The organism is uncultured Aggregatibacter sp., assembly GCF_938046485.1.
Lineage (GTDB): Bacteria > Pseudomonadota > Gammaproteobacteria > Enterobacterales > Pasteurellaceae > Aggregatibacter.
The window spans coordinates 35,910-62,878 of the sequence record NZ_CALIWN010000047.1 but is presented as its reverse complement, the minus strand read 5'-3'; the positions used below and the strand labels follow the sequence as shown (position 1 = coordinate 62,878).

The window sequence follows — 26,969 nt, the reverse complement described above, 5'->3', positions numbered from 1 at the left end:
AAAAACGCATAAATATGTTGTAAGGTTGGCGTGCGAATCGCATCGGTTTCAAACAAAATTTCATGTTTCGCTCCGGCAATTTTCTTTAAACTGCCATGCATAAAAAGTGCGGTGAGTTTTTCCAACGTTTTATTATTCACGATTTGTTCTTGTTCCGCCTCTAACACCAATACCGGCGTTTCGATGCGTGGCAATATTTTCGGCAAATGCTTAATGGCGATCAGACACAAATACGCCCAACGGAAAGTCGGTCCGCCCAAGCGAATAGAAGGATTTGCCAAATTAATGTCATTCATTCTTTGCATTCGCGTACTATCATGGCTTAACAAATTTTCCTGCACATCCACCGGTTTATAAGGCCCTTTGCCGAACACATAACGCTTTCCTTGGCCAAATAACATCATCAGACTTAACAGCATTTCATCACGCACAGGGTGCTTTAAAGGCATGCCAAAAAACGGCGCAGAGAACACCGCACGTTGAATGCGATGATTAAAATTTGCCAAATAATAGGTCGCCACTAACGCGCCGAGCGAGTGTGCCAGAATATATTGATTGGGATAGGGATAAAGTGCGGTCAGATTTTCAATAATTTCTGCCATGTCCTCGACATAAAAACGAAATTCATCCAAATGGCCTTTTTCGCCATCGTTCAGTAAACGCTGGGAATAACCTTGTCCGCGGTGATCAAAAATCAGTACATCATAGCCTTGTTGATAAACATCGTAAGCCAATTCCGTCCATTTCAACATATTTTCCGCCCGACCATTGACCATGATCACCAACTCACGTGCTGTCGGATGATGAATAAAATGACGATATGCCAGCCGACAGCCGTTTTTTCCATGAAGATATTGCAAGGGATATTGTGCGGCGAATTGAGAAAATTGAAAGGACATCATTGTATGCAAATTCGTAGTATAATGGTTGGAGCGCAGCATTCTATCATGCGTCGCTCCATGAGAACATGGCCTCCAACAGAAAGGGATTGCCTTAACGTGACGAAGAATCGGAACGCGGGTTGATCTAGAACAAGTTAATCATAAAATTCAGGGAAAATACCTCTTTATGGTGATGATTCTGGTGGGGCAAGTAATTATTATCAACATTCAAAAATGGCTCATCGGACCTTATGTCAAAGATGACAATAAAATAGATTATCTGAACAATGAATCAAACTGAAATCTTATCAATGGAAGAAGCGAAAGACTGGCACGTTGTCGGTTTGGTGGTGCAAGGAAACCCCAAAAAAATACCGGCAATTCGTACCGCACTTTTAGCCATTCCACACACAGAAGTGCCAACTTTTGATGAAAAAATCGGCAAGATTGTTGCGGTAATGCAGTCTCACGATCAGCATATTTTGCTTAACAACATGGAATCTGTGAAAGATATTGACGGTGTTATTACCGTCTCGCTGATTTATCATCAACAAGATGAACAGCCTGAATAACTCAAAAATCATATAGTGGGGGGAAAACACTATGAATTTAAGTCGTAGAGACTTTATGAAAGCGAATGCTGCTATGGCTGCAGCAACCGCAGCCGGACTTGCAATTCCGGTGAAAAATGTAGAAGCCGCTGAAACCGAAATCAAATGGGATAAAGCGGTATGTCGTTTCTGTGGTACCGGTTGTGCTGTATTAGTGGGAACAAAAGACGGTCGCGTTGTGGCGTCCCAAGGTGACCCGGATGCAGAAGTAAACCGTGGTTTAAACTGTATCAAAGGCTATTTCTTACCGAAAATCATGTACGGTAAAGACCGTCTAACCCAGCCAATGTTACGTATGAAAGACGGCAAATACGATAAAAACGGTGATTTCACACCGGTTAGCTGGGATGTCGCCTTTAAAACCATGGCAGAAAAATTCAAAGCTGCGATTAAAGAGCTTGGCCCTAATGGTGTTGGGATGTTTAGTTCCGGTCAAACCACCATTTTTGAAGGCTACGCAAAATCCAAACTTTGGAAAGCCGGTTTCCGCTCTAACAACATCGACCCAAATGCCCGTCACTGTATGGCATCTGCGGCGGTTGCATTCATGCGTACTTTCGGTATGGATGAACCGATGGGTTGTTATAACGACATCGAAAATGCCGAAGCTTTTGTGCTTTGGGGTTCCAACATGGCGGAAATGCACCCGATCTTATGGTCCCGTATTACTGACCGTCGCTTGTCCAATCCGGATGTGAAAGTGGCGGTACTTTCCACCTATGAACACCGTAGTTTCGAATTAGCCGATTATGGTTTAATCTTCAAACCGCAAACGGACTTGGTTATTTTAAACTACATTATCAATTACTTAATTCAAAATGATGCCATTAACTGGGATTTCGTTAATAAACACACCAAATTTAAACGTGGTGAAACCGATATCGGTTATGGTTTACGTGATAATCACCCATTACAAAAAGCCGCTAAAAATCCAAACAGCGGTAAGATGTATGACAGTAACTTCGAAGAATTAAAAGCTTTAGTTTCTGAATACACCTTAGATAAAGCTCACGAAATGTCAGGTGTGCCAAAAGATGTATTGGAAGAGCTTGCAAAATTGTATGCGGATCCAAAACGTAAAGTGGTGTCTTATTGGACCATGGGCTTTAACCAACATACACGCGGTGTGTGGGCAAACCACTTAATCTATAACATTCACCTCTTAACCGGTAAAATTTCTATTCCGGGTTGCGGTCCGTTCTCTTTAACAGGTCAACCGTCTGCTTGTGGTACGGCGCGTGAGGTAGGTACCTTTATTCACCGTTTACCGGCGGACTTAGTCGTGACCAATCCAAAACACCGTGAAATTGCAGAAAAAATTTGGAAATTGCCTGCAGGATTAATTACAGATGTGTTAGGTTTCCATGCCGTTGCGCAAAGCCGTGCATTAAAAGACGGCAAAATGCGTGTGTTATGGCAAATGTGTACCAACAATATGCAAGGTGGTCCAAACATTAACGAAGAGACCTTCCCGGGCTGGCGTAATCCGGACAACTTTATCGTGGTGTCCGACCCATACCCAACCGTTTCTTGTTTAGCGGCTGACTTAATGCTTCCAACTGCTATGTGGGTAGAAAAAGAAGGGGCTTACGGTAACGCAGAACGTCGTACTCAATTCTGGCGTCAACAAGTGAAAGCACCAGGTGAAGCAAAATCTGACGTATGGCAATTAGTGGAGTTCTCTAAATATTTCACCACTGATGAAATGTGGCCGGCAGAAATTTTAGAGAAAAATCCGGAATATAAAGGCAAAACCTTATATGAAGTGTTGTACCGCAATGGTCAAGTGGATAAATTCCCATTAAGTGATCTTGCTGAAGGTCAATTAAACGATGAATCTTATCACTTCGGTTTCTATTTACATAAAGGCTTGTTTGAAGAATACGCGTCATTTGGTCGTGGTCATGGTCATGACTTGGCACCGTTTGATATGTACCACAAGGCACGTGGCTTACGTTGGCCGGTTGTTGACGGTAAAGAAACCTTATGGCGTTACCGTGAAGGCTTTGACCCGTATGTGAAAGAAGGCGAAGGTGTGGCGTTCTACGGCTATCCGGATAAAAAAGCGATCATTCTTGCGGTACCTTATGAGCCACCTGCAGAATCACCGGATGAAGAATACGATTTATGGTTATGTACCGGTCGTGTGTTAGAGCACTGGCACACAGGAACAATGACCCGTCGTGTACCGGAATTGCACCGTGCTTTCCCGAATAACGTAGTTTGGATGCACCCGAACGATGCACAAAAACGCGGATTACGTCATGGCGACAAGATTAAAATCGCTTCACGTCGTGGTGAAATGATTTCTTATTTAGATACCCGTGGCCGTAATAAAGTGCCGGAAGGCTTGGTTTACACCACTTTCTTTGATGCCGGTCAGTTAGCCAATAAGCTCACCTTAGACGCAACCGATCCGATTTCCAAAGAAACCGACTTCAAAAAATGTGCGGTGAAAGTGGAAAAAGCTTAATAAACAATGAAAAAAACGACCGCACTTCGGTGCGGTCATTAAGACAATGAAAAAACCGACTGTCACGCCTGAACGCCGAAAATTTCTCAAAGATGCAACCCGTACTGCGGGGGGGCTAGTGGGTCTTGGACTCTTATTAGGTTTACAACAAAAACAAAGCTTAGCCCGTGAGGGGGTGGCATTACGCCCACCATTTGCCATTGAGGATGATGAAAAGTTTGCTGCTGCCTGCATTCGTTGCGGTCAGTGTGTCCAAGCTTGCCCATATGATATGTTGCATTTGGCCTCCTTGCTTTCGCCAATGGAAGCCGGTACGCCGTACTTCATTGCGCGAGATAAGCCTTGTGAAATGTGTCCGGATATTCCTTGTGCGCATGCCTGTCCGAGTGGTGCTTTAGATCGTGATGCACAGGATATTAACCAATCCCGTATGGGACTTGCAGTCTTGTTGGATCATGAAACTTGCCTGAATTGGCAAGGGTTACGTTGCGATGTTTGCTATCGGGTTTGTCCGTTAATCGACAAAGCCATTACGTTAGAAAGTCATCGTAATGAGCGTACCGGAAAACACGCCATGTTTATTCCGACCGTACATTCAGATGCTTGTACCGGTTGTGGTAAATGTGAAGAGGCTTGCGTATTGGAAGAAGCCGCGATCAAAGTGCTTCCAATGTCCTTAGCGAAAGGTATGCTAGGCAAACATTACCGATTAGGTTGGGAAGAAAAATCCAAAGCTGGGCATTCACTTGCGCCAAATGATTTGATTTCCATGCCGACCCGATTACCGGACGGCGTCGCTCCACCAGCAGGAGCCATTCCTGCAGCAGGTGTAGAAGAGATCCCGGAACCTATTTTGGCACCGGTATTAGGAGGTAAGTAATGGCTAATGCACCAAAATTTGCCGGACGAGAAGCCAGAGAAAAGCTAGGGTGGTGGCACGCCAATCGTTTCTTATTTTGGCGACGTCTAACCCAATTAAGCATTTTGTTGATGTTTTTAAGTGGACCTTACTTCGGCGTTTGGATTTTAAAAGGCAATTATAGTGGAAGCTTGCTATTTGATGTGATTCCATTAAGCGATCCGTTAATTACCTTAGAAAGTCTTGCCAGCGGTCACTTACCGGGAATTCTCACACTCAGTGGTGCATTAATTATTTTTATCACCTATGCGTTACTGGGCAGCAAAGTATTCTGTGGTTGGGTTTGTCCGCTAAATGTCGTCACCGATTGTGCGGCTTGGATTCGCCGTAAGTTAGGCATTCGCCAAACGGCAAAAATTCCACGCAGTTTACGCTACGCCATCTTAGTGATGATTTTAGCCGGTAGTGCCGTCAGTGGCTTATTATTATGGGAATGGGTCAACCCCGTTGCCGCCTTAGGAAGAGCCTTAATTTATGGCTTTGGCGCAACAGTGTGGTTAATCCTCGTTGTCTTCTTCTTTGATTTGTTCATTGTTGAACACGGATGGTGTGGACACCTCTGCCCAATCGGGGCAACTTATGGCGTTATCGGTGCAAAAAGCTTGCTTCGGGTCAAAGTCATTGACCGCGCAAGATGTGATAATTGCATGGACTGCTACAACGTTTGCCCGGAACCGCAAGTGTTACGCTCACCATTACACGGAAAAAATAGCGAAAGCCTCCTTGTGCTTTCACAAGATTGTATCAGTTGCGGACGTTGTATTGACGTTTGTCCTGAAAAAGTATTTACCTTTAGCCATAGGTTTAATAACGACATTCCTGTCGTCACATTAAACCAATAAAAATAAAAAAATTTCCATCATTCGGGGGAGTGATTAAAAATGACTAGAAAAAACCTCTTTACTTTTGGTAGTGCTGTATTGACGGCATTGTTTGCAACATCCGTCATGGCAGACCAAGCCAACACAGGTGCCGGCGACTTTTTCAATAATTCACCGGAGAGTGTCAAACCGGCATTCCACGATGCACCAAAACAAAGCGAATTGCCGGCATTAAACTATGTCAACCAACCACCAATGGTACCGCATAGTGTAAAAAACTACCAAATCACAAAAAATGTTAACCAATGCTTAAACTGCCACAGCGTTGAAGCGTCTCGCGTTACCGGTGCAACACGCATCAGCCCGACACACTTTGCTGATCGCGATGGTAATATCGGCTCTAGCGCATCTCCACGCCGTTATTTCTGTTTGCAATGTCACGTATCTCAATCGGATGTTGAGCCAATCGTGCCAAACGAATTCAAACCAATGAAAGGTTACGGACAATAAGAGGTGACTATGTCAGACAAAAAAAGCAACATCCTCAAGAGATTCTGGCATTGGTTTAGATCGCCTAGCCGTATCGCAGTAGGAACTATCATTGTATTGTCATTTATCGGCGGTATTCTATCTTGGGTAGGATTCAACTATGGTTTAGCACAAACAAACACGGAAGAATTCTGCGCAAGTTGCCACACCAATGATGCCTATCCGGAATATTTGCACAGTGTACACTATCAAACCCGTACCGGTGTGGGCGCAAGCTGTCCGGACTGCCACGTTCCGCATGAATTTGGCCCGAAAATGTGGCGAAAAGTGGTGGCAGCAAAAGAAGTGTATGCCCATTACATGGGCTTAACCGATACCCTTGAGAAATTTAATGCCCGTCGTCCGCACATGGCAGAAAATGAATGGGCACGGATGAAAGGCAACGATTCACAAGAATGTCGCAACTGCCACAAAATGGATCGTATGGACTTCTCCCAACAAAAAACCGTGGCACAAAAAATGCATAAATTTGCTCAAGAAAATGGCAAAACCTGTATTGATTGCCATAAAGGTATCGCGCATAACTTACCGGATATGAGCAAAGTGGCACCGGGCTGGTTACAAGGCGCAGAGGCCAAACCGGAAGCGTCAAAAGACAAAAAATAAATCGGTTAACTGAAAACATTACGTTTTCTTACCGCACTTTAAAAACAAATAGGCACCTTGAAGGTGCCTATTTTGATCCCACGTAAATTAATTTACCTCATCGCATGCAACCTGTTACACGAAATCGTAAATACCCGAAAGAATTAAATAACGTTCCATGCGTGATTCGGTCGTGCATTAAGATGTACGTTACAAGGCAATCAATAAATTACACATCGGGGTTAATTATTCGTGCAACAAGTTGCACGCTACGCACGAAATTGTGAATACCTGAAAGGGTTAAATAACGTTTCGTGTATGATTTGGTCGTGCATCAAGATGAACGCGACAATATGGAATCACGCTCCTGTAGCGTGCAACTTGTTGCACGAAATGAATAACGCTCTTGACTGTTAATAATACGTTGTCTTAAAAAATACGTCCAAAAATCACCGCGCTTTCTTTGTCTATCGTATGTTTCTTTGGGGAGAGTGGTGGGTTGAGATTGCCTTAATAGCACAAGCCGCTATTCCACAGACAAAAAAAGCAAGGTCATTAACCTTGCTTTAGTAATTTGGTGGAGATAATCGGGATCGAACCGACGACCTCTTGAATGCCATTCAAGCGCTCTCCCAACTGAGCTATATCCCCATAAGTGGCGGCTATGATAAATTCCGCCACTTAGTCTGTCAATATTAAATTTTTAATTCATTGCCATCAGATTAAATCTTAAGCATTTTGCCCGTGAATAAAATCAATAGCACGTTGAATTCGGCTTAATACGCGCTCACGTCCGATTCCGACTAAGGTCACATCCATAGACGGCGATTGTCCTGCACCGGTCACAGCGACGCGCAGAGGCATTCCCACTTTACCCATACCAACCTCTAATTCGGCAGCGGTTTGTTCAATGGCTTCGTGCGTAGAATGCAAATCCCAAGTGGAAAGTGCGGTCAGTTTTTCTTTTACTTTTTCAAGGGCTTCTACCGCGCCTGCTTTGAAGTGTTTTTTCACCGCGGCTTCATCGAAAGCGTCAAACTCTTCAAAGAAATAACGGCTGGCAATCGCCATTTCACGTAAGGTTTTACAACGATCCGCAAGCATAGTGATGATTTCCGTTAATGCCGGTCCGTTGGAAGTCTCAATACCTAAATCCTGATATTGCCATGCTAAATGTTTCGCGACGTAGTCTGTCGGCAATTCACGAATATAGTGATGATTCAACCACAATAATTTTTCGGTATTAAAGGCACTAGCAGATTTACTTACAGAATGTAAATCAAATAAATCAATCATTTCTTGGCGGGTGAAAATTTCCTGATCGCCGTGTCCCCAGCCCAAACGCACCAAATAGTTAATCAGCGCTTCCGGCAAATAACCTTCATCTCGATATTGCATCACGCTGACGGCGCCGTGACGTTTGGAAAGTTTTTGACCATCGTCCCCGTTAATCATGGAAACGTGCGCATACACCGGAATCGGCGCACTAAGAGCTTTTAAAATGTTAATTTGACGCGGGGTGTTATTAATATGGTCTTCACCGCGCACAACGTGGGTGATGCCCATATCCCAGTCATCTACCACCACGCAGAAGTTATAGGTCGGTGAACCGTCGGTACGACGAATAATCAAGTCATCCAATTCGCTGTTGCTGATTTCAATGCGTCCACGTACCGCATCATCAAATACCACAGCCCCCTCTGTTGGGTTCTTAAAACGCACCACGTGCGGTTCATCGGCAGAATGTTCGGCGTGTTCATGCAAACAATGGCGGTCATAACGCGGTTTTTCTTTATTTTGTTCTTGTGTATGACGTAATGTTTCCAAACGTTCTTTGGTACAGTAACAACGGTATGCCAAGCCCTGTTCAATCATTTGATCGATAACTTGGTTATAACGATCAAAGCGCTTAGTTTGATAGTATGGACCGTGCTCCCAAGCTAAATCTAACCATTCCATTGCTTCTAAAATCGCCTGTGTAGCTTCCGGTGTGGAACGCTCTAAATCGGTATCTTCAATACGTAACACAAATTCACCGTGATTGTGTTTGGCGTATAACCAGGAATAAAGTGCGGTACGCGCGCCGCCAACGTGTAAATAACCGGTTGGGCTTGGCGCAAAACGGGTGCGCACTTTCACGTTGGGATCCAAATCAAATAATGCTTCTAATTTCATGTTATAACCTTTTTTATGTGCAAATAATTGTGCGGTATTGTACTACGAGTTGTTTGGATTCTTAAGGAAAAATCACGAATTATGCCTATTTTTGAAACAACTGACGGATTTTTGGTAAAAATCTGTTGACTGAAATCATTGAGCAATTATAATGCACGCTCACAACATTGAGGGCGATTAGCTCAGTTGGGAGAGCACCTCCCTTACAAGGAGGGGGTCACTGGTTCGAGACCGGTATCGCCCACCACTTCATTTCCTCACTTCATGCTTTTTTAGTCTTACCGAGTGTTTTATTCTTTCAAGATAAAGTGATAAAGTAGCACATATTTTTAACGGGATAATGGATCCATTTATAGTGCAAAAAACAATAAAAAATCAGACCGCACTTTTTATTTCAAACGGCTTATTACGTTTCATCGGGAACCTCATCAAAACGGTCAGTTACCCTTTCCATCTATTTTTCCCCAAAAAACGCTTTACGATTCCTGAATTCAGCCAAGCCAAACGTCAATCTAGCAAATCAAGCCATATTAATCGCGTGATTTGGCAAACCAACTACAGCAATAAAGTGACTTTACCAATTTACTGTAACTATTTGATTAATCGATTATTTTCGCTAAGTTACAATTATCGCTATGTCAGCACTGAAGCCCGTAGCGACTATATTGAGAAATATGCCGATCCGCGTACTTTTGCGGCGTATAACCGACTGACAGATGGCGCTGCACAAGCAGATTTTTGGCGTATCTTTGTTCTGTATCAAGAGGGCGGTATCTATATCGATATTGACGGACATCTTGTTGGTTGTTTGGACACAATGATTGATTCGAAAGACGGGGAAGTTCTTATCACCCGTCACGGGCGTTACACCAACTTTTTCTTAGCCAGCCGCAAAGGCAACCCATTTTTAAAGGAAACGTTGGATATTATTGTGGACAACATCGAACATCGTCGCGTTGACGGTGGCGTATTTGTGCTGACCGGCCCGGAAACCTTAAACAAAGCCTTAGAAAACAAAGAGGTAAATACGCGCCGCGATAAATTTACTTGTGTCCAAGGGACGTTTTCTAACGAGTATTTTCAATATATAGATAAAAAACGCGGCAAGTGGACCCACGCTAAAAACGAAGATTTATTAAAATAACAATCAATCACACCAAAAGTGCGGTCAAAAAAAGCCAATTTTTTGTTGATCGCCTTTTTTGTTTCTGTGCTATATTTTTTAACCAATTTCACCAATTACAAATCAGAGGATTCTATGGCACTTTGGGGTGGACGCTTTACGCAGGCGGCGGACAAGCGTTTTAAACATTTTAACGATTCATTACGCTTTGACTATCGTCTTGCCGAGCAAGATATTGAGGGCTCCATCGGCTGGTCGAAAGCCTTGGTTTCCGTCAATATTTTAACCGTACAAGAACAACAACAATTAGAACAGGCACTGAACGAATTATTGATCGAAGTGCGGTCAAATCCGCAAGCGATTTTGCAAGATGATGCGGAAGACATTCACAGTTGGGTGGAAAGTAAACTGATCGACAAAGTGGGCAATTTGGGTAAAAAACTGCACACTGGTCGCAGCCGTAACGACCAAGTGGCACTCGACATCAAAATGTGGTGTAAAGAACGGGTGGCGGAATTGCAACATTCCCTTCGCGAATTACAACGCAAATTGGTGTTCACCGCAGAAAATAACCAAGATGCCGTGATGCCGGGCTACACGCACCTGCAACGCGCTCAACCGATCACTTTTGCTCATTGGTGTATGGCCTATGTGGAAATGTTGGATCGCGATTATTCTCGTTTAGCTGATGCTTACCGCCGCATGAACAGCTGCCCGCTAGGCAGTGGTGCCCTTGCCGGCACAGCGTATCCTATCGATCGCGAACAGCTTGCCAAAGATTTAGATTTCGCATTTGCAACCCGTAACAGCTTAGACAGCGTATCCGATCGCGATCATATCGTCGAACTACTTTCTGCCGCCTCGCTGAGCATGGTGCATTTATCTCGTTTCGCCGAAGATATGATTATTTTCAACAGCGGCGAATCTAACTTTGTGGAACTCTCCGATCGCGTGACGTCCGGCTCCTCCCTCATGCCACAGAAGAAAAACCCCGATGCTTGCGAATTGATTCGCGGCAAAGCAGGACGTGTTATCGGTGCGTTAAATGGGATGTTAATGACCTTAAAAGGTTTACCGTTGGCGTATAACAAAGATATGCAGGAAGACAAAGAAGGCATTTTCGATGCATTGGACACTTGGCAAGATTGCTTAGACATGGCGTCATTAGTGTTAGACGACATCAAAGTGAACGTGGAACGCACCCGTGAATCTGCCCTGAAAGGCTACTCCAACGCCACTGAATTAGCCGATTATTTGGTTGCCAAAGGCGTACCGTTCCGCGATTCTCACCATATTGTGGGCGAAACCGTGGTCTATGCCATCAAACAACACAAAGCCTTAGAAGACCTGACGATTCCTGAATTTCGTCAATTCTGTGAAAAAGTGTCAGACGATGTGTACGACATTCTTTCTTTACAATCTTGCTTAGACAAACGCGCCGCCAAAGGTGGAGTATCACCGTTGCGTATCGCAGAAGCCATTGCAGAAGCAAAAGCAAGATTGGCATAAAACTATTCACTTTTAAAAGTGCGGTGTTTTTTCGCAATATTTACGGCTCATGAGATCGCCTAGGTCAATAGCCTAAGATTAGCGTATAATGACCGCACTTTTTTATTCTAACAAGGATTCCGTATGTTGCCGCTATCCCAAGCACTTGAACAAATGTTAAATCAACTTCCTTCTCCGACTGACACGGAGACGTTGCCGATACATCAAGCCAGTCAACGAATTTGTGCTGAAAATGTCATTTCTCCGATTAATGTGCCTTCTTTCGATAACTCTGCGATGGACGGTTATGCCGTGCGTTTGGCAGATTTACAACAATCCATGACACTCTCTGTTGCCGGAAAAGCCTTTGCCGGTGCGCCTTTTGAGGGAGAATGGACGGCACAAAGTGCGGTCAGAATCATGACCGGCGCGATGATTCCACAAGGCGCTGATGCGGTAGTGATGCAAGAAGAGGTTCAAGTGAACGATGATGGCACGGTGACGTTTACCAGCCTGCCTAAATCGGGTCAAAACATTCGCCGTATTGGCGAAGATGTGAAACGGGGTGATGTGGTATTACAACAAGGCGCATTACTCAATGCCGTTTCTTTGCCTTTGCTCGCCTCTCTCGGCATCGAAAAAATTAAGGTTTTTCCACGCTTAAAAGTGGCGGTGCTTTCGACCGGTGATGAATTGGTTCCGGTCGGACAACCGTTACAAGCCGGTCAAATTTATGATACGAACCGTTTCACTGTAAAACTGTTGTTAGAGAAACTCAATTGCGACGTATTGGATTTCGGTATTTTACCGGACAACGAGGCACAATTTGAAAAAGCCTTTTTGGAAGCCCAACAACAAGCGGATTTGGTGATCACCAGTGGCGGTGTGTCTGTGGGGGAAGCGGATTTCACCAAACATATTTTAGAAAAAGTCGGCAAAATCAATTTCTGGAAAATCGCCATTAAACCGGGTAAACCGTTTGCTTTTGGAAAATTAGAAAAAGCCTGGTTCTGCGGCTTACCGGGCAATCCGGTGTCAGCTTTGGTCACTTTCTATCAATTAGTACAACCGGCAATCGCCAAACTGAGCGGTTATAGCCAATGGAAAGCACCAATGCGTTTACCGGCGATTGCAGCAACCAATCTGAAAAAAGCACCAGGACGCTTGGATTTCCAACGAGGTTTCTACCAACTCAATACACAAGGCCAAATTGAAGTGCAGCCGGTAGGCTTCCAGGGCTCGCATTTGTTTAGTTCCTTTGTGAAAAGCAACTGTTTTATCGTGTTGGAACAAGAGCGTGGCAACGTTGTAGCAGGCGAAACTGTCACCATCGAACCATTTAACGATTTATTACGCTAATACATTGAGTTTGTTATGGAATTAACTCATCAAGAAGAATTGCGCTACAACCGTCAAATCGTGTTGAAAGACATTGATTTTGACGGACAAGAAACGTTAAAAAGTAGCAAAATGCTGATTGTTGGTCTCGGCGGATTAGGTTGTGCTGCCGGCCAATATTTGGCCGTTGCCGGTGTGGGTCATTTGACCTTACTGGATTTCGACACCGTGGATTTATCTAATTTACAGCGCCAAGTCTTACATGATGACAGTCGCCTTGGGATGCCCAAAGTGGAATCGGCGAAACTCTCCCTGCAACGTTTAAATCCACATATTGAGGTTAATGCAATCCATCAATTATTGGATGAACAGCAACTTCACGACTTGGTTGGTAAATTTGATGTGGTGTTGGATTGTACCGATAACGTCACCACTCGCAATCAATTAGACACGGCTTGCGCCGCCCACAAAATTCCGCTGGTTTCCGGCGCAGCTATTCGTATGGAAGGACAGGTTTCTGTTTTCACTTATGAAGACAATACGCCGACCTATCATACACTCAGCCGTTTATTCGGCGACAATGCTTTAAGTTGCGTAGAAGCCGGTGTGTTGGCACCGATTGTCGGTTTGGTTGGTTCTATTCAAGCCTTAGAAGCCATCAAAGTGCGGTTAAAAATCGGCACGAATTTGTGTGGCAGGTTATTGTTGATTGATGGAATGACCATGTCGGTAAGAGAAATGAAATTGCCGAATAGCAGTATGTAAAACAATGACGGCACGCATTTTCCGTTGCGTGTCGCCATGAAATTGTTTAAATGTTCAATTACGCTTCATCTAAAAAACACCTTTAAAATCCACCGCACTTTTCCCTCTCCATCTCAATCATAAACAATCGCTCCATAAAAATACGTTATGTTATTTTAAAAGACGGCTTCCAAACGTAAAAATGCACCGATATGATGGCGGCGATCCTGGTTTTTATCATTGTAGTAATTCAGTTCAGGCTGAATAAAAAACCACTGACGCAAAATCGGCTGACGCCAAGTAATAAAGGGACCGTATTGGTTAAGATGAAATTGTTTATTATCGATATCACCACCAATAAAAATGCCATAATTCAGACGCTTATAGTTGCTGAAATCGTGCTGACGATAAAAACTGTTTCCCCAAGAATTTTTTTCATCTACATCATGTTCGGACTGCAAATACAGATGATTTGCAATCAGGGTGTTAGCCGAATCCCGATACTTGTTTTCAAAGTTCGTCCGCAAATAATGCTTACTATTGGTTCCGTAGCGATAAATTTGCTCCAATCGCGTAGAGAAACGCTCTGTAATAAGCCATTCTTTTCCTGCTCTAAAGCGTAAATAAATATCGCTACCGGAACGAATACCCAAATCAAGATCGGTATCAATGCCTAATTTTTTAATGGAGTCAGACCAACGTAAACCCACAGAGGCATTATCTTCGCGAGTTTGACGTCGATCATAATGTTTATTTTTATTTAATGGTTGGTTATAAACCTTACCCATGTGGTTTTTGTCTCGTGATTCATTATCTAAATCTTCATCACCAAAGACCAAACTCAAGTGTTTTTTCAACGTTGGTAGGCGAATCCTCCCACGGACGCGTGGTTTCATAGAAAAGTGATCATAATGATTCCATTGGCTATCCAACATGATACGCAAACCGGCACTTGCCGGCTGATTGGGATCAGGCTCCCCCATCCATTTATCCATCGTATGCGCCCACCTACGCAGGGTGGCTCGTATTTCTTGGTGTTGTTCATCTACCCATGTTTTTTCCTGTTCTTCCGCCCAAACACCGAAGGATGGTAGCAAACCGATAAAAACGGTTGCCCCCAACAAAAAAGATTTTTTCACATATAACTCCTTGGCTTATGCCAATGCCGTATTCGTCGCATTTTATTAGATTTAACCGATCTATGATAGCGTTAATCGCAAGGCTTTTGATGCTATAGTGGAAAAGTATTTTCTTTAGACGTACAGCGACCTCGAGCAACAAGTTGCACGTTACGGGGCGTTATTTAATGGTAGCGTGCATCTTGATGCACGAATAATTTCCCATCGCGCATAATTCCAATTCGTGCAACAAGTTGCACGTTACGGGTGCGATATTTAATGGTAGCGTGCATCTTGATGCACGAATAATTTCCCATCGCGCATAATTCCAATTCGTGCAACAAGTTGCACGTTACGGGTGCGATATTTAATGGTAGCGTGCATCTTGATGCACGAATAATTTGCCACCGCGCATAATTCCAATTCGTGCAACAAGTTGCACGCTACGGGGCGTTATTTAATGGTAGCGTTCATCTTGATGCACGAATGACTTCCCACCGAGCGTTATTCTAGTTCGTGCAACAAATTGCACGCTACGGGGCGTTATTTAATTCTGTAGCGTGCATCTTGATGCACGAATGATTTCCCATCGAGCGTCATTCCAGTTCGTGCAACAAGTTGCACGCTACGGAGAGATTTCCACACCGAACGTGATTCCAGTTAGTGCACCTCGGTGCACGAATTGGAGCTTCATAGGCCGTCATTTTGCTTCATTTCAATCTTTTCAACGCTTCTCGTACGCTCAACGGTGCCATTTTTTCCCTATGTTGTTGTACGAAATTTTTCACCCAATCCGGATTGGTTTTTCCGTATTCACGCAATGCCCAACCGATAGCTTTGTTAATGAAAAATTCTGACTGACCAAAATTATTTTGGATGATTTCGCTAAGTAACGCTTTATCTGTTTGTTGCTTCAGTGATAATTGGCAATTAATAGCGACTCTCCGCAACCAGATATTGTCGCGTTGGCTCCAACGAATTAACTGCGGTCGGATTTCTGGGAAGTTTAAATAGATGTTTCCGACCACTTTGTCTAAGGCATCCGTGCTGTCCCACCAAGATTTTCGGGTAATCAGCAATTCAATGTGAGGTAAATCTTGCGGTGTCAGTTGTTTGCTTACTACATTCAAATAATCCATCGCAATATATTGCATTTCGTGATAGGGATTGGTCCAACAATCTTCCACAAAATCCCAATCTGGCGCTTGTGATATTGCTGCCCCTTTAAATAACGGTTTACAAAGTTTACGGCGCAACGGTGTAGGAATACCAAGAAAATCAAACTGATTTTTCATATACGCTGCCATTTCGATAGCTTTGCCAGAATTTGCAGCATTTTGTAACAGGGTTAGAATCGCTTGTATTTTTGGCATATTCACTTTCTGTTTGGGATTATTTAAAAGTGCGGTCAGTTTTGACCGCATTTTTTAATTAAACAACATGAGCGCCCAGGTTATCGCGACAATAACCAGTGCAACAAACACGGCGGCAGAGCCTTGATCTTTGGCACGACCGGAAAGTTCGTGACGTTCTGTGCCAATGCGATCCACTACGGCTTCGATAGCACTATTGAGCAGTTCTACCACTAAGACTAACAATACGCTGCCAATCATCAGCGCTTTTTCAATGGCATCATCACCGAGCCATAATGCCAAGGGAATCATGAAAAGGCAGCAAAAAAGCTCGTGGCGAAAAGCCGTTTCATATTTGACCGCACTTTTTAAGCCTTGCATGGAATATTGAGTGGATTTGATTAAGTGGGTTAGCCCCGTCGTTTTGTCCATTAGGTTTTCCTTTATTTATTGTTATTAGAGGCGTTTAGCTTCAATGACATCATCCAGTTTTTCTAAACGGGACAGAATCTTACTCAACATTTCCACGTTGTTGAGTTCAATTTGCATGTCGATGTTTGCCACTTGGCGCTTCGTATCCGTACGGGAAGACACACCGAGTACGCTGATTTTGTCGTTTGCCAGCACGGTGGTGATGTCGCGCAATAAGCCATTGCGATCTGACGCCACAATGCGAATATTGAGATGGAAGCCGTTAGAATAATTATCGCCCCAACGGGATTCCACTACACGTTCCGGGTGAACGCTTTGCAGTTCGAGGAATTGCTCGCAATCACAACGGTGAATGGAAATGCCACGCCCCATGGTGATGTAACCCACAATGCTGTCGCCCGGAATCGGTTGGCAGCAGCGAGCAATATGGTGCATCAAGTTACCAACGCCTTCGACGATAACGCAGTCTTTGCGTTCGGTTTTTTGTTGGGCGTTGGCCGCACTTTTGGTGCTGACGTGGCGCAAGATTTCTTCATCCACTTCCTGCGCGGAGATTTTGATGAATTTGTTTTGCAGGAAGTTGATTAACGGCCCGATACGAATATCACCGCCGCCAATGCCTGCGTATAAATCATCAAGATTTTTTAGGTTGTAACGCGGCAAGGCTTGCTGTTCAACTTGTTTTAAGCTGATGCCCAAGCGGTTAATTTCGCTTTCCAACAATTCTTTGCCGGCCGGAATATTTTTATCACGATCCAGCTTTTTGAACCACGCATGAATTTTCGCACGGGCTTTTGCCGTGTGGGTAAAGCCGAGGTTCGGATTCAGCCAGTCACGACTTGGGTTCGGGTTTTTCTGGGTAATGATATCTACCTGATCGCCCATTTGGAGCTGATAGGTGAACGGCACAATGCGTCCGCCCACTTTGGCACCGATACAACGATGGCCGATTTCACTGTGAATAGCGTAGGCAAAATCGAGTGGCGTTGAGCCTGTTGGCAAATCCACCACTTCGCCTTTCGGCGTAAAGACATAGACGCGATCATCGAACACTTGGCTACGTAATTCTGCCATAACTTCGCCGGAGTCGGTAATATCGTCTTGCCACGCCAAGAGTTTGCGTAGCCAAGCGATTTTTTCTTCGTAACCGGAACGGCCGGCGCTGGCGCCTTCTTTGTATTTCCAGTGTGCCGCGACACCAAGTTCGGCATCATCGTGCATTTGTTGGGTACGAATTTGTACTTCGATCGGTTTGCCGCCTTTACCCAACACCACGGTGTGAATAGATTGGTAGCCGTTCGGTTTCGGGTTGGCGACATAATCGTCGAATTCTTTTGGCAGATGTTTGAAATGAGTGTGTACAATGCCAAGTGCGGTGTAACAATCTTGCAATTTTTGCACGACAATACGCACCGCACGGACGTCATATAAATCACTGAACTCTAAGTGCTTTTTCTGCATTTTTCGCCAAATGCTGTAAATGTGTTTCGGGCGACCATAGACTTCCACTTGGGGAATATTTTCTTGTAAATAACCGGAAAGTTCGGAGACAAAATCAGCGATGTATTGTTCGCGGTCAAGACGGCGTTCTTTTAATAATTTGGCGATGGCGCGATATTGTTCCGGGTGTAAATAACGGAAACAGTAATCTTCCAGTTCCCATTTGAGCTGTCCGATGCCTAAACGGTTGGCAAGCGGGGCGTAAATATTGGCACATTCTTTCGCGGCGAGGACGCGTTCTTCTTCCGTATAATTTTTTTCGGCATCACGCAAAAAGGCGATACGCTCTGCCAATTTGATAATCACACAGCGGAAATCATCTACCATGGCGAGCAACATTCGGCGCACATTATCCACCTGCAAGCTGCTGGCAGAATGGGTGATGTTGAGTTGGCGGATATTGTCCATTTCGATAACACCGCGTACCAGTTTGCTGATATTCGCGCCGAAATCTTCTTCAATTTGGGCTAAATCCACCAGTTGATCGCGTACGATAGGGAAGAGCATGGCGGTGAACAAGCTATCGGCATCCATGTTTAAGCTGTTGAGGATTTCCACCATTTCCACGCCGAACGTCAGCAAATGGGCTTTTTCCTGCTGATGCTCGGCACGCAAGGTCATTTTCTGTTGCGAATAATGCCATGCCGTCATTAAGTTGGCTTTGACATTTTCTGCGACATTTAAGTTAGCGCACCATTTTTCAATCTCAAAATCTTTAGGATTTAATAAATGAGATCCTCTCACAGCGACCATAATGAATCCTTATCTTTTTCGAAATAAACTTATCGACTCTAAATGACCGGTTTGCGGGAACATATCGATCATGGCGACTTTATCCAATTGATAGCCTGCGTCACGCAAGATTTCCGTATCTCGCACGAGTGTTGCAGGATTGCAAGAAACATACAGAATGCTTTCAGCCTGTAACTGACAGAGTGCATTTAAAGCAAATGCCGCCCCTGTGCGTGGTGGATCGAGCAAAATTTTATTGAAGGGTTGCTGCGCCCACGGTTGACTGATAAAGGGTTTATCCAAATCGCTCCGGTAAAATTGGACATTATGACAACCGTTTCGTTCGGCATTGGCGCGGGCTTTTTCCACCATCGCAGAAACACCTTCAATTCCTACCGCACTTTTTACTTTGCGACTTAGCGGTAAGGTGAAGTTGCCCATACCACAGAACAAATCTAACACATGATCTTGTTGGTTAAGCTCCAACCAGTCTAACGCTGTTGCGATCATTTGACGGTTTAATTGTGCATTAATTTGAATGAAATCGCGAATATCAAATTGCAACGTGATGTCATCGTCTAAACGGTAATAGGGCTGTTCCCCATACCAATGTTCAATGCTGTCATGTTCTTGTACAAATAACATGAGTTGCTGTTGTTCGGCAAACCGTAATAATAAAGTACGGTCGGTTTCACCGATATTTTTTATATGGCGTAATAACATGGCGATGCCATTGTCTGCCGCAACAAGTTCAATATGCCCCAGTTGTTGTGGTGTTGTCCATTGCTCGAAAAGTGCGGTCAGTTTGGGCAATAAATCATTCAGCGGCTGTTCCAGCACCAAGCAATGTTCAATCGGAATAATTTGCTGTGAATTTTTACGCCGTAAGCCGATATTCAGTTTATGATTTTTGCTATCAAACAATACGCTTAAACGTACCCGACGGCGATAATGCCAATGCTCGCCTTGCAATAACGGCATGAAATGAATAGGCGCCGGCTGTAAACGGGACAGGCGTTGAACCAATGCGGTTTGCTTGGTAGAACGTTGTAATTCAATAGGAATGTGTTGATTTTGGCATCCCCCGCATTGTTCAAAATAAACGCATGGCGGTGTTTGGCGCTGAGGACTTGGGCGTAAAATACGCTGCGCTACGCCTTGACCGTATTGGCGTTTTTCTTCCAATATGCGAACTTCTACGCTTTCTTGCGGCAACGCGTTTTCAATAAACCAGGTTTTGCCGTTGATTTTAGCCACGCCTAAGCCTTGATAATCCAAATCAAGAATGTGTGCGGTGAAATTTTCGGTCTTTTTCTTTGGTTTGGTGTCGCTGTAAAGTAATGCCATGTTATTTTGAATATAAGCTGTGTTGGGTAAATAATTCTCGGCTTTTCAAGGGCTTGTCGCCTAAATACGGTTTTAATGCAATGCGCGTGAAGCGTTTGGCTGCCGATAATACAGAGGGTTCGTCAAATTGGGTTTGTTCAAACGCCAATAATTCCCGCCCGTAAAAGGTTAAATTATCTTTGATTAAGGAAGCAATAAAGCCTTTTTCTTCGCGGTAACGATAAGTCATGTCCGCTTCCACGGCTTTGCCGGAGCCGGCACAATGAGTGAAATCAATGCCATAACCTAAGGTACGCAAGAGTTGAAATTCAAAGGTGCGTAGCGCAGGTTCTACATTGGTTTGTGATACGGCTAATTGCGTTAAACATTGCAAATAGTGTTGGAACAATTGCGGATAGGCCGTTTCCGGTTCCAATACGCGGCAAATGAGTTCGTTTAAATAAAATCCGCTGTATAAGGCAACATTTTGTAAAGGTAAGGCAATGGCGGCAGGTTCTGCTTTGGTCAGGATTTTCAGATCACCGCGACCGCTCCAACGTAGCAGTAACGGCGTAAAGGGTTGTAGCACGCCTTTTAGCATGGAGCGCTTTGCCCGTGCGCCTTTTGCCAATACGCTGATACGCCCGAAATCTTCGGTCAGTAAATCTACCAATAAGCTGGTTTCGCTGTAAGATTTGCGATGTAGTACAAAACCGCGTTGCCAATTTTCGATGATGTCGCCCTTTCGTCGATAAAAAACCAATGTTTATTTTAGCAGATTTCCCACCGCACTTTGTGGGATTTTGTAGGTGATTTTAGAAGAAAAGGAAATGGGATGACGGCATGACTGACACAAAACGCCGAAATATCACTCAAGCCAAGATCGTAGCCCATTTTTCACAAGCCACGATCGCCAGCCTTGCTATGCCTTAAAGCAATATTCCGTCCATTGATAATACTCACTGTCGGCTTTTACAATACCGCCGTAATTTTGCCATTCTGGATGGTTTGGCGTGTCCGGAAGACATTGCGTTTCCAACGCAACACCGCTGTAATCCGCGTATTGCGTGCCATGTCGAGTAGGTGTGCCGCCGAGGAAATTACCGGTATAAACCTGTAATGCTGCTTGTGAAGTTAGCACTTCCAAATGCAAATCATCATTTGGTGAACTCAGCAAAACACAAGGTTTTTGCCAGGCTTTGTTGACGATAAAAGAATGATCGTAGCCTTTGGTGGCAAGCTGTTCGCCTTGTAGAAAATCCTGTTGAATCGGCTTGGCAACGCGAAAATCAAAACTGGTGCCGACAACGTGTTTTAACGGCGAATTTGGAATCCCTTCGCTATTTACCTGCAAATAGAAATCTGCATTCAGGCGCAAGCGGTGATGACGAACATCTGTCCCCTGCTCAGCGTTTTCTAAATTGAAATAAGCATGGTTAGTTAAATTCAATGCCGTATCCTGATCGCTTTTCCCGGCATACTCAATTATGACCGAATTCTCTTCCGTTAAGGTGTAAGTTACCGTCACATCCACATTGCCGGGAAAACCTTGATCGCCGTCGGCAGAATGCAAAGAAAAACACACGAAATTTTCACCGCACTTTTCTAATGCCCAACGGCGTTTATCAAAACCGTTTACACCACCGTGAAGTTGATGCGTTCCTTGGTTGGCGGTTAAGGCCACAATTTTATCATTAAGCGTAAATTGGGCATTGGCAATACGGTTAGCATAGCGTCCGACACTCGCGCCTAAATAGGCTTGCTGAATTGGATAAGCTTCCAACTTGCAACCCAGCAACACTTCTCGCAATTCACCGTTGACCGGCACGCTGCAAGATATCCAAGTTGCGCCCCAATCGGTAAATTGCACACGCATTCCTTGCGTATTTTGCAACGTGAAAAGCTGAAACGGCAAACCGTCCGGCGCAGTGCCTTGGGCGTGTTGTTCTAGCATACACGCACTCCTTGTGAAGCCGTGCAAACATAGAAGTCTTCTTTCAAGCCCGTTTGTTTTTCGTAATTGTCTGCCACGATTTTGCGTACGGCGTCTACTTTATCATGTGGCGCAAGGGCAACGATGCAACCACCGAATCCCCCTCCGGTCATGCGTGCCCCGCCCTGTTTGCCGATGACCAACTGTGCCAATTCTACTAAATAGTCAATCTGTGGCACGGTGATTTCAAAATCGTCGCGCATGGAATCATGCGACTGCCCCATTAATTCGCCAAGACGGGTTAAGTCATTATGTTTCAAGGCGTCTACCGCATCTAACACCCGTTGATTTTCCGTGACCACATGGCGGGCGCGTTTTGCGACCAGCGGATCAAGTGCGGTCAATTCTGCTTCTTTTTCTTTAAATTGTGCCACAGACACATCACGCAGGGCTTTCACGCCGAAAAACGTCGCTGCACGTTCACATTGCTGACGGCGGGTGTTGTATTCGCCGGTAACCAAATCATGCGGCACGTTAGAATTCACGATAATCACCGCCACATCCTGCGGCACAGGCGTTGGTTGGGTTTCAAGACTACGACAGTCAATCATCAATAAATGATCTTGTTGTCCGAGCGCAGAAATCAGCTGATCCATATTGCCACAGTTGGCACCAACAAATTTGTTTTCTGCTTTTTGCCCGATAAGCGCAATGTCTGTATGGCTTAAAGGTAAATCGCCTAGCTGCTGACAGAATTTTCCCGTTGCCACTTCTAACGCAGCAGAAGAACTTAAGCCGGAAGAATGCGGCACATTACCGGAAATCACCAAATCCGCGCCTTGTTTAAAATCAGGGCAACGTTCTTGAATGAACTTCACCACGCCACGCACATAATTTGCCCATTTTTGTTCACTTTGGGGGATTTCTTTATCTAGTGAAAACTCATCTGACAAATCCAAATCAGCAGCATACACATTCCAAACATGATCGTTGCGTTTCGCGCCGGCAATCGCCGTACCATAGTTAATCGCACATGGCATCACAAAGCCGTCGTTGTAATCGGTATGTTCGCCGATGATATTGACTCGACCCGGCGCATACACGGTCAATTCAGGTTGTTTGTTATATTTTGGGGTGAAAATGTGTTGGGATTTTTGGATTGGGGTCATGTTTGTGTCCTTTATCTTCAAGTATTGCTCAATCAGCTCCCCTCTTTTGTAAAGAGGGGCGGGGGGAGATTTAATTGCGATATTTAAATTTCATATGAGATTGGTGTACCTTCTGCCAAATCTCCCCTACCGCCAAATCTCCCCTAACCCCTCTTTGCTAAAGAGGGGAATTGGGCGCATTATTTCAGTTTATAGTGAATTTCACTCAACGCACGCAGTCTTTCTGCTGCCTGTTCTGCCGTTAAATCGCGTTGGCTTTCGCCGAGCATTTCGTAGCCCACCATAAACTTGCGCACGGTAGCGGAACGTAAAAGTGGTGGATAGAAATGAGCATGTAGTTGCCAATGTTCATTTTCTTCGCCATTAAATGGTGCAGCGTGGAAACCCATGGAATACGGGAAAGAGGTTTCAAATAAGTTGTCGTATTTGGTCGTGAGTTTTTTCAATATCACCGCCAAATCTTTCGCTTGTGCGTCACTTAATTCCGTTAAGCGTTTAACCTGTGCTTTTGGCAATAACAACGTTTCAAACGGCCAAACCGCCCAATACGGCACCACGGCAACCCAATGTTCTGTCTCCACAACGATACGTTCTTTGCGGGCCAGTTCTTGTTGGACATAATCCACCAACAGCACAGAACCCTGTTTTTCATAATATTGACGTTGTGCTTTATCTTCTCTCGCCACTTCATTCGGTAAAAAGCTGTTTGCCCAAATTTGTCCGTGCGGATGCGGGTTAGAACAGCCCATTGCTGCGCCTTTATTTTCAAAGATTTGTACCCATTGGTATTTTTGTCCGAGTTCACGGAGTTGTTCTTGCCAGACTTTAATGACTTCTTCGATCTCAAGTGCGGTCAATAATGGCAACGTTTTACTATGGTCGGGTGAAAAACAAATGACGCGACTTTCCCCGCGCGCTTGTGAACTTTGGAATAACGGATTGTCGTTATTTTGCGGTGCCGGTGTGTCTTCTAACAGCGCGGAGAAGTCATTTTTAAACACATAAGGTTTGTGATAATCGGGATTGAGTTCGCCGGTAATGCGTTTATTACGTGGGCAAAGGTAACAATTTGGATCATGACTTGGCTTTTGTTCTTCATTGACTTTCTCTTGTTGTCCTTGCCATGGACGTTTAGCGCGATGAGGAGAAACTAAAACCCATTGGTCGGTTAACGGATTATATCTGCGGTGCGGATGATCGGTAGGTTCAAAAACAGTTGTCATAATGTACCTCTGTTCGGTTGTATTTAATTTATGAAAACGATTACAAAAATATGGCATAAAATAGCATATTTAACAAATTAAACTGTTAGCAAGATCACAAAAATGAATTTCTATTTATTTCAGCTATAAAGCTGATGAGAAAAACTGTGACATACACGACACTTTTAAAAGTAAGCGTTTCCAAAAAGTCTTTTTTCCGATTATGATTCCTTCGGTTTTAGTCACATATAATGAAGGGATATCTATGGTTACTATTCGAGATGTTGCTAAACAGGCTGGCGTTTCTGTCGCGACAGTATCTAGGGTGTTAAATAATCACCCTTGTGCGAAAGAACACACCCGTGCCGCTGTATTGAACGCCATTGAACAATTAGGCTACCGTCCGAATGCCAATGCGCAGGCTTTGGCTTCGCAAAGTTCCGATACATTAGGCGTTGTAGTGACCGATGTAACGGACGCTTTTTTTGCAATTTTAGTGAAAGCGGTTGATCACGTTGCCATGGAGCATGGCAAAAATATTTTGATCGGCATGGGATACCATCAGGCGGAAAAAGAAAAAGAAGCCATTGATACCCTACTGCGTAAACGTTGTAATTGTTTGGTCGTGCATTCCAAAGCGTTAGATGATCAAACTTTAGCGGATTATTTAGAAAGTGTGCCGGGCATGGTGATTATCAACCGTTGTATTAAAGGTTATGAATCCCGCTGTGTCGGATTGGATAACCAAAAAGGCACTTATATTGCTACCAATACGCTGATTAACGCAGGACATCGCCATATCGGTTATATCGGCTCAAACCATAGAATTAACGACGAAGCTGAGCGTAAACAAGGTTATTTGAATGCGCTTACAGAACAGGGTATCCCCATTGTTGAGAACGCCATCGTACATAGCACACCGGATTTCGAGGGCGGTGAAGAAGCCATGATTAACCTATTGAGTTATAACGATAATTTAACAGCCGTTGTTGCCTATAATGATTCCATGGCAGCAGGTGCGTTATCCGTACTCAATGAAAACAATATCAAAGTGCCGAAACAGTTCTCTATTATCGGTTTTGACGATATGCCAATTGCCCGTTATTTGGTGCCTAAACTTACAACGATTCGTTATCCTATTGATCTTATGGCAAATTATGCCGCCAAACTGGCACTAAGTTTGGTTGATAAAACCCTTTCCTTACCCATTAATCCGCAATTTAATCCGACACTAGTCAGACGCTTTTCGGTGGAAAACGTCCACCCAAAGGAGGAAAAACATTAAAATTGCATTATTTTTGAGCGAGAGATGTAATCGTTTTCATAAATGTGAATATGATCACATTCTTTCTGCAAAAAACAAGGTATCCTTACCGCCAATTACCCGAGTAGCGATTGCAGTGTAAAAAGGTAAGATTTTGATAATAATGCTTTAATGAATTATCACTGAAAGAAAACCCTCTTTATTCTTTATATGAACAATTAATGGAGAACATGCATTATGAAAAAAACAGTATTAAGTGCAGTTGCTTTAGCAGTAGCTTTCGGTGCCGGCATCAGCGCAGCACAAGCAGAAACCCGTATCGGTGTGACAATCTATAAATATGACGACAACTTTATGTCTTTGATGCGTAAAGAAATCCAAAAAGACGCAGATCAATTAAAAGACGTGAAATTATTAATGAATGACTCTCAAAACGCACAGTCTATTCAAAACGACCAAGTTGACGTATTACTTTCAAAAGGCGTAAAAGCGTTAGCCATCAACTTAGTTGACCCATCTGCGGCACCAACCATCATCGGTAAAGCCAAACCGGACAATATTCCTGTTGTGTTCTTCAATAAAGACCCGGGTGCAAAAGCAATCGCTTCTTATGATAACGCTTACTTTGTAGGTACCGATCCGAAAGAATCCGGTATTATCCAAGGTGACTTAATTGCAAAACAATGGAAAGCAATGCCGGCATTAGACTTAAACAAAGACGGTAAAATCCAATATGTTTTATTAAAAGGCGAACCGGGTCACCCAGATGCTGAAGCACGTACCAAATATGTGATTGAACAATTAAATGCACAAGGTATCCAAACTGAACAACTCTTCATTGATACCGGTATGTGGGACGCAGCCTTAGCGAAAGATAAAGTCGATGCATGGTTATCCAGCTCTAAAGCAAATGACATCGAAGTGATCATTTCTAACAATGACGGTATGGCATTAGGTGCATTAGAAGCAACCAAAGCACACGGTAAAAAATTACCAATCTTCGGTGTTGACGCCCTACCTGAAGCATTACAACTGATCAAAAAAGGTGAACTTGCAGGTACTGTGTTAAATGACGGTGTAAACCAAGGTAAAGCGGTTGTTGAATTATCTAATAACTTGGCAAACGGCAAACCGGCGACCGAAGGCACTAAATGGGAACTTAAAGATCGTGTTGTACGCGTTCCTTATGTTGGTGTAGATAAAGATAACTTATCAGAATTCTTAAAATAAATTT

Annotated in this window: 23 protein-coding genes and 2 tRNA genes; 13 read left to right on the top strand and 12 right to left on the bottom strand. The window is 44.0% G+C overall.

Going from position 1 to position 26,969, the window contains the following annotated elements:
• Window positions 1-902, bottom strand: a 902-nt coding sequence (locus tag Q0203_RS06490) for an alpha/beta hydrolase (RefSeq protein ID WP_297930558.1), incomplete at its 3' end; no start/stop codon positions are given.
• A gap of 266 nt (window positions 903-1,168) precedes the next feature.
• On the opposite strand from Q0203_RS06490, the gene Q0203_RS06485 reads away from it, so the two are divergent.
• From Q0203_RS06485 to Q0203_RS06460, 6 genes are read left to right on the top strand one after another with little or no spacing between them, the layout of a single operon-like run.
• A complete protein-coding gene (locus tag Q0203_RS06485; RefSeq protein ID WP_295974435.1) occupies window positions 1,169-1,453 on the top strand; it encodes a chaperone NapD in 285 nt (94 codons plus the stop codon).
• A 31-nt stretch (window positions 1,454-1,484) separates the two neighbouring features.
• The gene (napA, locus tag Q0203_RS06480; RefSeq protein ID WP_290521032.1) at window positions 1,485-3,965 is read left to right on the top strand and encodes a nitrate reductase catalytic subunit NapA; all 2,481 of its coding nucleotides are present in this window, start codon (window positions 1,485-1,487) and stop codon (window positions 3,963-3,965) included.
• A 46-nt stretch (window positions 3,966-4,011) separates the two neighbouring features.
• On the top strand, window positions 4,012-4,845 hold the full coding sequence (gene napG / locus Q0203_RS06475; protein ID WP_209363496.1) for a ferredoxin-type protein NapG: 834 nt from the start codon (window positions 4,012-4,014) through the stop codon (window positions 4,843-4,845).
• A complete protein-coding gene (gene napH / locus Q0203_RS06470) occupies window positions 4,845-5,726 on the top strand; it encodes a quinol dehydrogenase ferredoxin subunit NapH (RefSeq protein WP_021616333.1) in 882 nt (293 codons plus the stop codon). Before napG ends, napH begins: the two co-directional genes overlap by 1 nt.
• Window positions 5,727-5,765: 39 nt before the next feature.
• The gene (locus Q0203_RS06465) at window positions 5,766-6,215 is read left to right on the top strand and encodes a nitrate reductase cytochrome c-type subunit (RefSeq protein WP_296025645.1); all 450 of its coding nucleotides are present in this window, start codon (window positions 5,766-5,768) and stop codon (window positions 6,213-6,215) included.
• A gap of 9 nt (window positions 6,216-6,224) precedes the next feature.
• Window positions 6,225-6,860, top strand: a complete 636-nt coding sequence (locus Q0203_RS06460; RefSeq protein WP_021616331.1) for a NapC/NirT family cytochrome c — start codon at window positions 6,225-6,227, stop codon at window positions 6,858-6,860.
• 554 nt (window positions 6,861-7,414) lie between these two features.
• On the opposite strand, the gene Q0203_RS06455 is transcribed toward Q0203_RS06460, so the two are convergent.
• Both Q0203_RS06455 and gltX read right to left on the bottom strand, forming a co-directional pair.
• Window positions 7,415-7,490: transfer RNA gene (locus Q0203_RS06455), tRNA-Ala, on the bottom strand.
• A 78-nt stretch (window positions 7,491-7,568) separates the two neighbouring features.
• Window positions 7,569-9,014, bottom strand: coding sequence for a glutamate--tRNA ligase (gene gltX / locus Q0203_RS06450; protein ID WP_297930552.1), 1,446 nt, complete (start codon window positions 9,012-9,014; stop codon window positions 7,569-7,571).
• 171 nt (window positions 9,015-9,185) lie between these two features.
• On the opposite strand from gltX, the gene Q0203_RS06445 reads away from it, so the two are divergent.
• From Q0203_RS06445 to moeB, 5 genes are all read left to right on the top strand, one after another.
• Window positions 9,186-9,261, top strand: a tRNA-Val gene (locus Q0203_RS06445).
• A 108-nt stretch (window positions 9,262-9,369) separates the two neighbouring features.
• The gene (locus tag Q0203_RS06440) at window positions 9,370-10,158 is read left to right on the top strand and encodes a glycosyltransferase (RefSeq protein WP_297930549.1); all 789 of its coding nucleotides are present in this window, start codon (window positions 9,370-9,372) and stop codon (window positions 10,156-10,158) included.
• 114 nt (window positions 10,159-10,272) lie between these two features.
• On the top strand, window positions 10,273-11,646 hold the full coding sequence (gene argH, locus Q0203_RS06435) for an argininosuccinate lyase (RefSeq protein ID WP_297930546.1): 1,374 nt from the start codon (window positions 10,273-10,275) through the stop codon (window positions 11,644-11,646).
• Window positions 11,647-11,769: 123 nt separating this feature from the next.
• Window positions 11,770-12,984 (top strand): molybdopterin molybdotransferase MoeA, encoded by a 1,215-nt coding sequence (gene moeA / locus Q0203_RS06430; protein WP_297930543.1) that lies wholly within the window; start codon window positions 11,770-11,772, stop codon window positions 12,982-12,984.
• Window positions 12,985-12,999: 15 nt separating this feature from the next.
• Window positions 13,000-13,728 carry a molybdopterin-synthase adenylyltransferase MoeB gene (gene moeB / locus Q0203_RS06425; protein WP_297930540.1) on the top strand — a complete coding sequence of 243 codons (729 nt, stop codon included), beginning with the start codon at window positions 13,000-13,002 and terminating at the stop codon, window positions 13,726-13,728.
• Window positions 13,729-13,883: 155 nt separating this feature from the next.
• Here the strand turns inward: moeB and Q0203_RS06420 are convergent, their stop codons facing one another.
• The 9 genes from Q0203_RS06420 to galT all read right to left on the bottom strand — a co-directional run bounded on the left by Q0203_RS06420 (window position 13,884) and on the right by galT (window position 24,492).
• A complete protein-coding gene (locus Q0203_RS06420) occupies window positions 13,884-14,831 on the bottom strand; it encodes a hypothetical protein (protein ID WP_297930566.1) in 948 nt (315 codons plus the stop codon).
• A gap of 704 nt (window positions 14,832-15,535) precedes the next feature.
• A complete protein-coding gene (locus Q0203_RS06415; RefSeq protein WP_297930536.1) occupies window positions 15,536-16,198 on the bottom strand; it encodes a DNA alkylation repair protein in 663 nt (220 codons plus the stop codon).
• Window positions 16,199-16,252: 54 nt separating this feature from the next.
• Window positions 16,253-16,609 carry a diacylglycerol kinase gene (locus Q0203_RS06410; protein ID WP_297930533.1) on the bottom strand — a complete coding sequence of 119 codons (357 nt, stop codon included), beginning with the start codon at window positions 16,607-16,609 and terminating at the stop codon, window positions 16,253-16,255.
• Between the two features lie 24 nt (window positions 16,610-16,633).
• Entirely contained in the window at window positions 16,634-18,862 is a 2,229-nt protein-coding gene (gene relA / locus Q0203_RS06405) for a GTP diphosphokinase (RefSeq protein ID WP_297930530.1), read from the bottom strand.
• A 9-nt stretch (window positions 18,863-18,871) separates the two neighbouring features.
• Complete coding sequence (gene rlmD, locus Q0203_RS06400; RefSeq protein WP_297930526.1) at window positions 18,872-20,188, bottom strand: 23S rRNA (uracil(1939)-C(5))-methyltransferase RlmD; 1,317 nt, start codon at window positions 20,186-20,188, stop codon at window positions 18,872-18,874.
• Between the two features lies 1 nt (window position 20,189).
• Window positions 20,190-20,903 carry a DNA repair protein RecO gene (gene recO / locus Q0203_RS06395; RefSeq protein ID WP_297930563.1) on the bottom strand — a complete coding sequence of 238 codons (714 nt, stop codon included), beginning with the start codon at window positions 20,901-20,903 and terminating at the stop codon, window positions 20,190-20,192.
• Window positions 20,904-21,089: 186 nt separating this feature from the next.
• On the bottom strand, window positions 21,090-22,121 hold the full coding sequence (gene galM, locus Q0203_RS06390; RefSeq protein ID WP_297930523.1) for a galactose-1-epimerase: 1,032 nt from the start codon (window positions 22,119-22,121) through the stop codon (window positions 21,090-21,092).
• The gene (gene galK / locus Q0203_RS06385; protein WP_297930520.1) at window positions 22,115-23,269 is read right to left on the bottom strand and encodes a galactokinase; all 1,155 of its coding nucleotides are present in this window, start codon (window positions 23,267-23,269) and stop codon (window positions 22,115-22,117) included. The genes galM and galK overlap by 7 nt, the downstream gene beginning before the upstream one ends.
• Window positions 23,270-23,448: 179 nt before the next feature.
• The gene (gene galT, locus Q0203_RS06380; protein WP_297930517.1) at window positions 23,449-24,492 is read right to left on the bottom strand and encodes a galactose-1-phosphate uridylyltransferase; all 1,044 of its coding nucleotides are present in this window, start codon (window positions 24,490-24,492) and stop codon (window positions 23,449-23,451) included.
• A 244-nt stretch (window positions 24,493-24,736) separates the two neighbouring features.
• Between galT and Q0203_RS06375 the strand changes: the two genes are divergently transcribed.
• Window positions 24,737-25,756 (top strand): substrate-binding domain-containing protein, encoded by a 1,020-nt coding sequence (locus Q0203_RS06375; protein WP_297930514.1) that lies wholly within the window; start codon window positions 24,737-24,739, stop codon window positions 25,754-25,756.
• Window positions 25,757-25,972: 216 nt separating this feature from the next.
• On the top strand, window positions 25,973-26,965 hold the full coding sequence (mglB, locus tag Q0203_RS06370) for a galactose/glucose ABC transporter substrate-binding protein MglB (RefSeq protein WP_021616310.1): 993 nt from the start codon (window positions 25,973-25,975) through the stop codon (window positions 26,963-26,965).
• Window positions 26,966-26,969 lie beyond the last annotated feature (4 nt).

Coding starts and splice junctions, on each gene's coding strand:
- Q0203_RS06485 (WP_295974435.1), top strand. CDS start 1,169: ATGAATCAAACTGAAATCTTATCAATGGAAGAAGCGAAAGACTGGCAC.
- napA (WP_290521032.1), top strand. CDS start 1,485: ATGAATTTAAGTCGTAGAGACTTTATGAAAGCGAATGCTGCTATGGCT.
- napG (WP_209363496.1), top strand. CDS start 4,012: ATGAAAAAACCGACTGTCACGCCTGAACGCCGAAAATTTCTCAAAGAT.
- napH (WP_021616333.1), top strand. CDS start 4,845: ATGGCTAATGCACCAAAATTTGCCGGACGAGAAGCCAGAGAAAAGCTA.
- Q0203_RS06465 (WP_296025645.1), top strand. CDS start 5,766: ATGACTAGAAAAAACCTCTTTACTTTTGGTAGTGCTGTATTGACGGCA.
- Q0203_RS06460 (WP_021616331.1), top strand. CDS start 6,225: ATGTCAGACAAAAAAAGCAACATCCTCAAGAGATTCTGGCATTGGTTT.
- gltX (WP_297930552.1), bottom strand. CDS start 9,014: ATGAAATTAGAAGCATTATTTGATTTGGATCCCAACGTGAAAGTGCGC.
- argH (WP_297930546.1), top strand. CDS start 10,273: ATGGCACTTTGGGGTGGACGCTTTACGCAGGCGGCGGACAAGCGTTTT.
- moeA (WP_297930543.1), top strand. CDS start 11,770: ATGTTGCCGCTATCCCAAGCACTTGAACAAATGTTAAATCAACTTCCT.
- moeB (WP_297930540.1), top strand. CDS start 13,000: ATGGAATTAACTCATCAAGAAGAATTGCGCTACAACCGTCAAATCGTG.
- Q0203_RS06415 (WP_297930536.1), bottom strand. CDS start 16,198: ATGCCAAAAATACAAGCGATTCTAACCCTGTTACAAAATGCTGCAAAT.
- Q0203_RS06410 (WP_297930533.1), bottom strand. CDS start 16,609: ATGGACAAAACGACGGGGCTAACCCACTTAATCAAATCCACTCAATAT.
- relA (WP_297930530.1), bottom strand. CDS start 18,862: ATGGTCGCTGTGAGAGGATCTCATTTATTAAATCCTAAAGATTTTGAG.
- rlmD (WP_297930526.1), bottom strand. CDS start 20,188: ATGGCATTACTTTACAGCGACACCAAACCAAAGAAAAAGACCGAAAAT.
- galM (WP_297930523.1), bottom strand. CDS start 22,121: ATGCTAGAACAACACGCCCAAGGCACTGCGCCGGACGGTTTGCCGTTT.
- galK (WP_297930520.1), bottom strand. CDS start 23,269: ATGACCCCAATCCAAAAATCCCAACACATTTTCACCCCAAAATATAAC.
- galT (WP_297930517.1), bottom strand. CDS start 24,492: ATGACAACTGTTTTTGAACCTACCGATCATCCGCACCGCAGATATAAT.
- Q0203_RS06375 (WP_297930514.1), top strand. CDS start 24,737: ATGGTTACTATTCGAGATGTTGCTAAACAGGCTGGCGTTTCTGTCGCG.
- mglB (WP_021616310.1), top strand. CDS start 25,973: ATGAAAAAAACAGTATTAAGTGCAGTTGCTTTAGCAGTAGCTTTCGGT.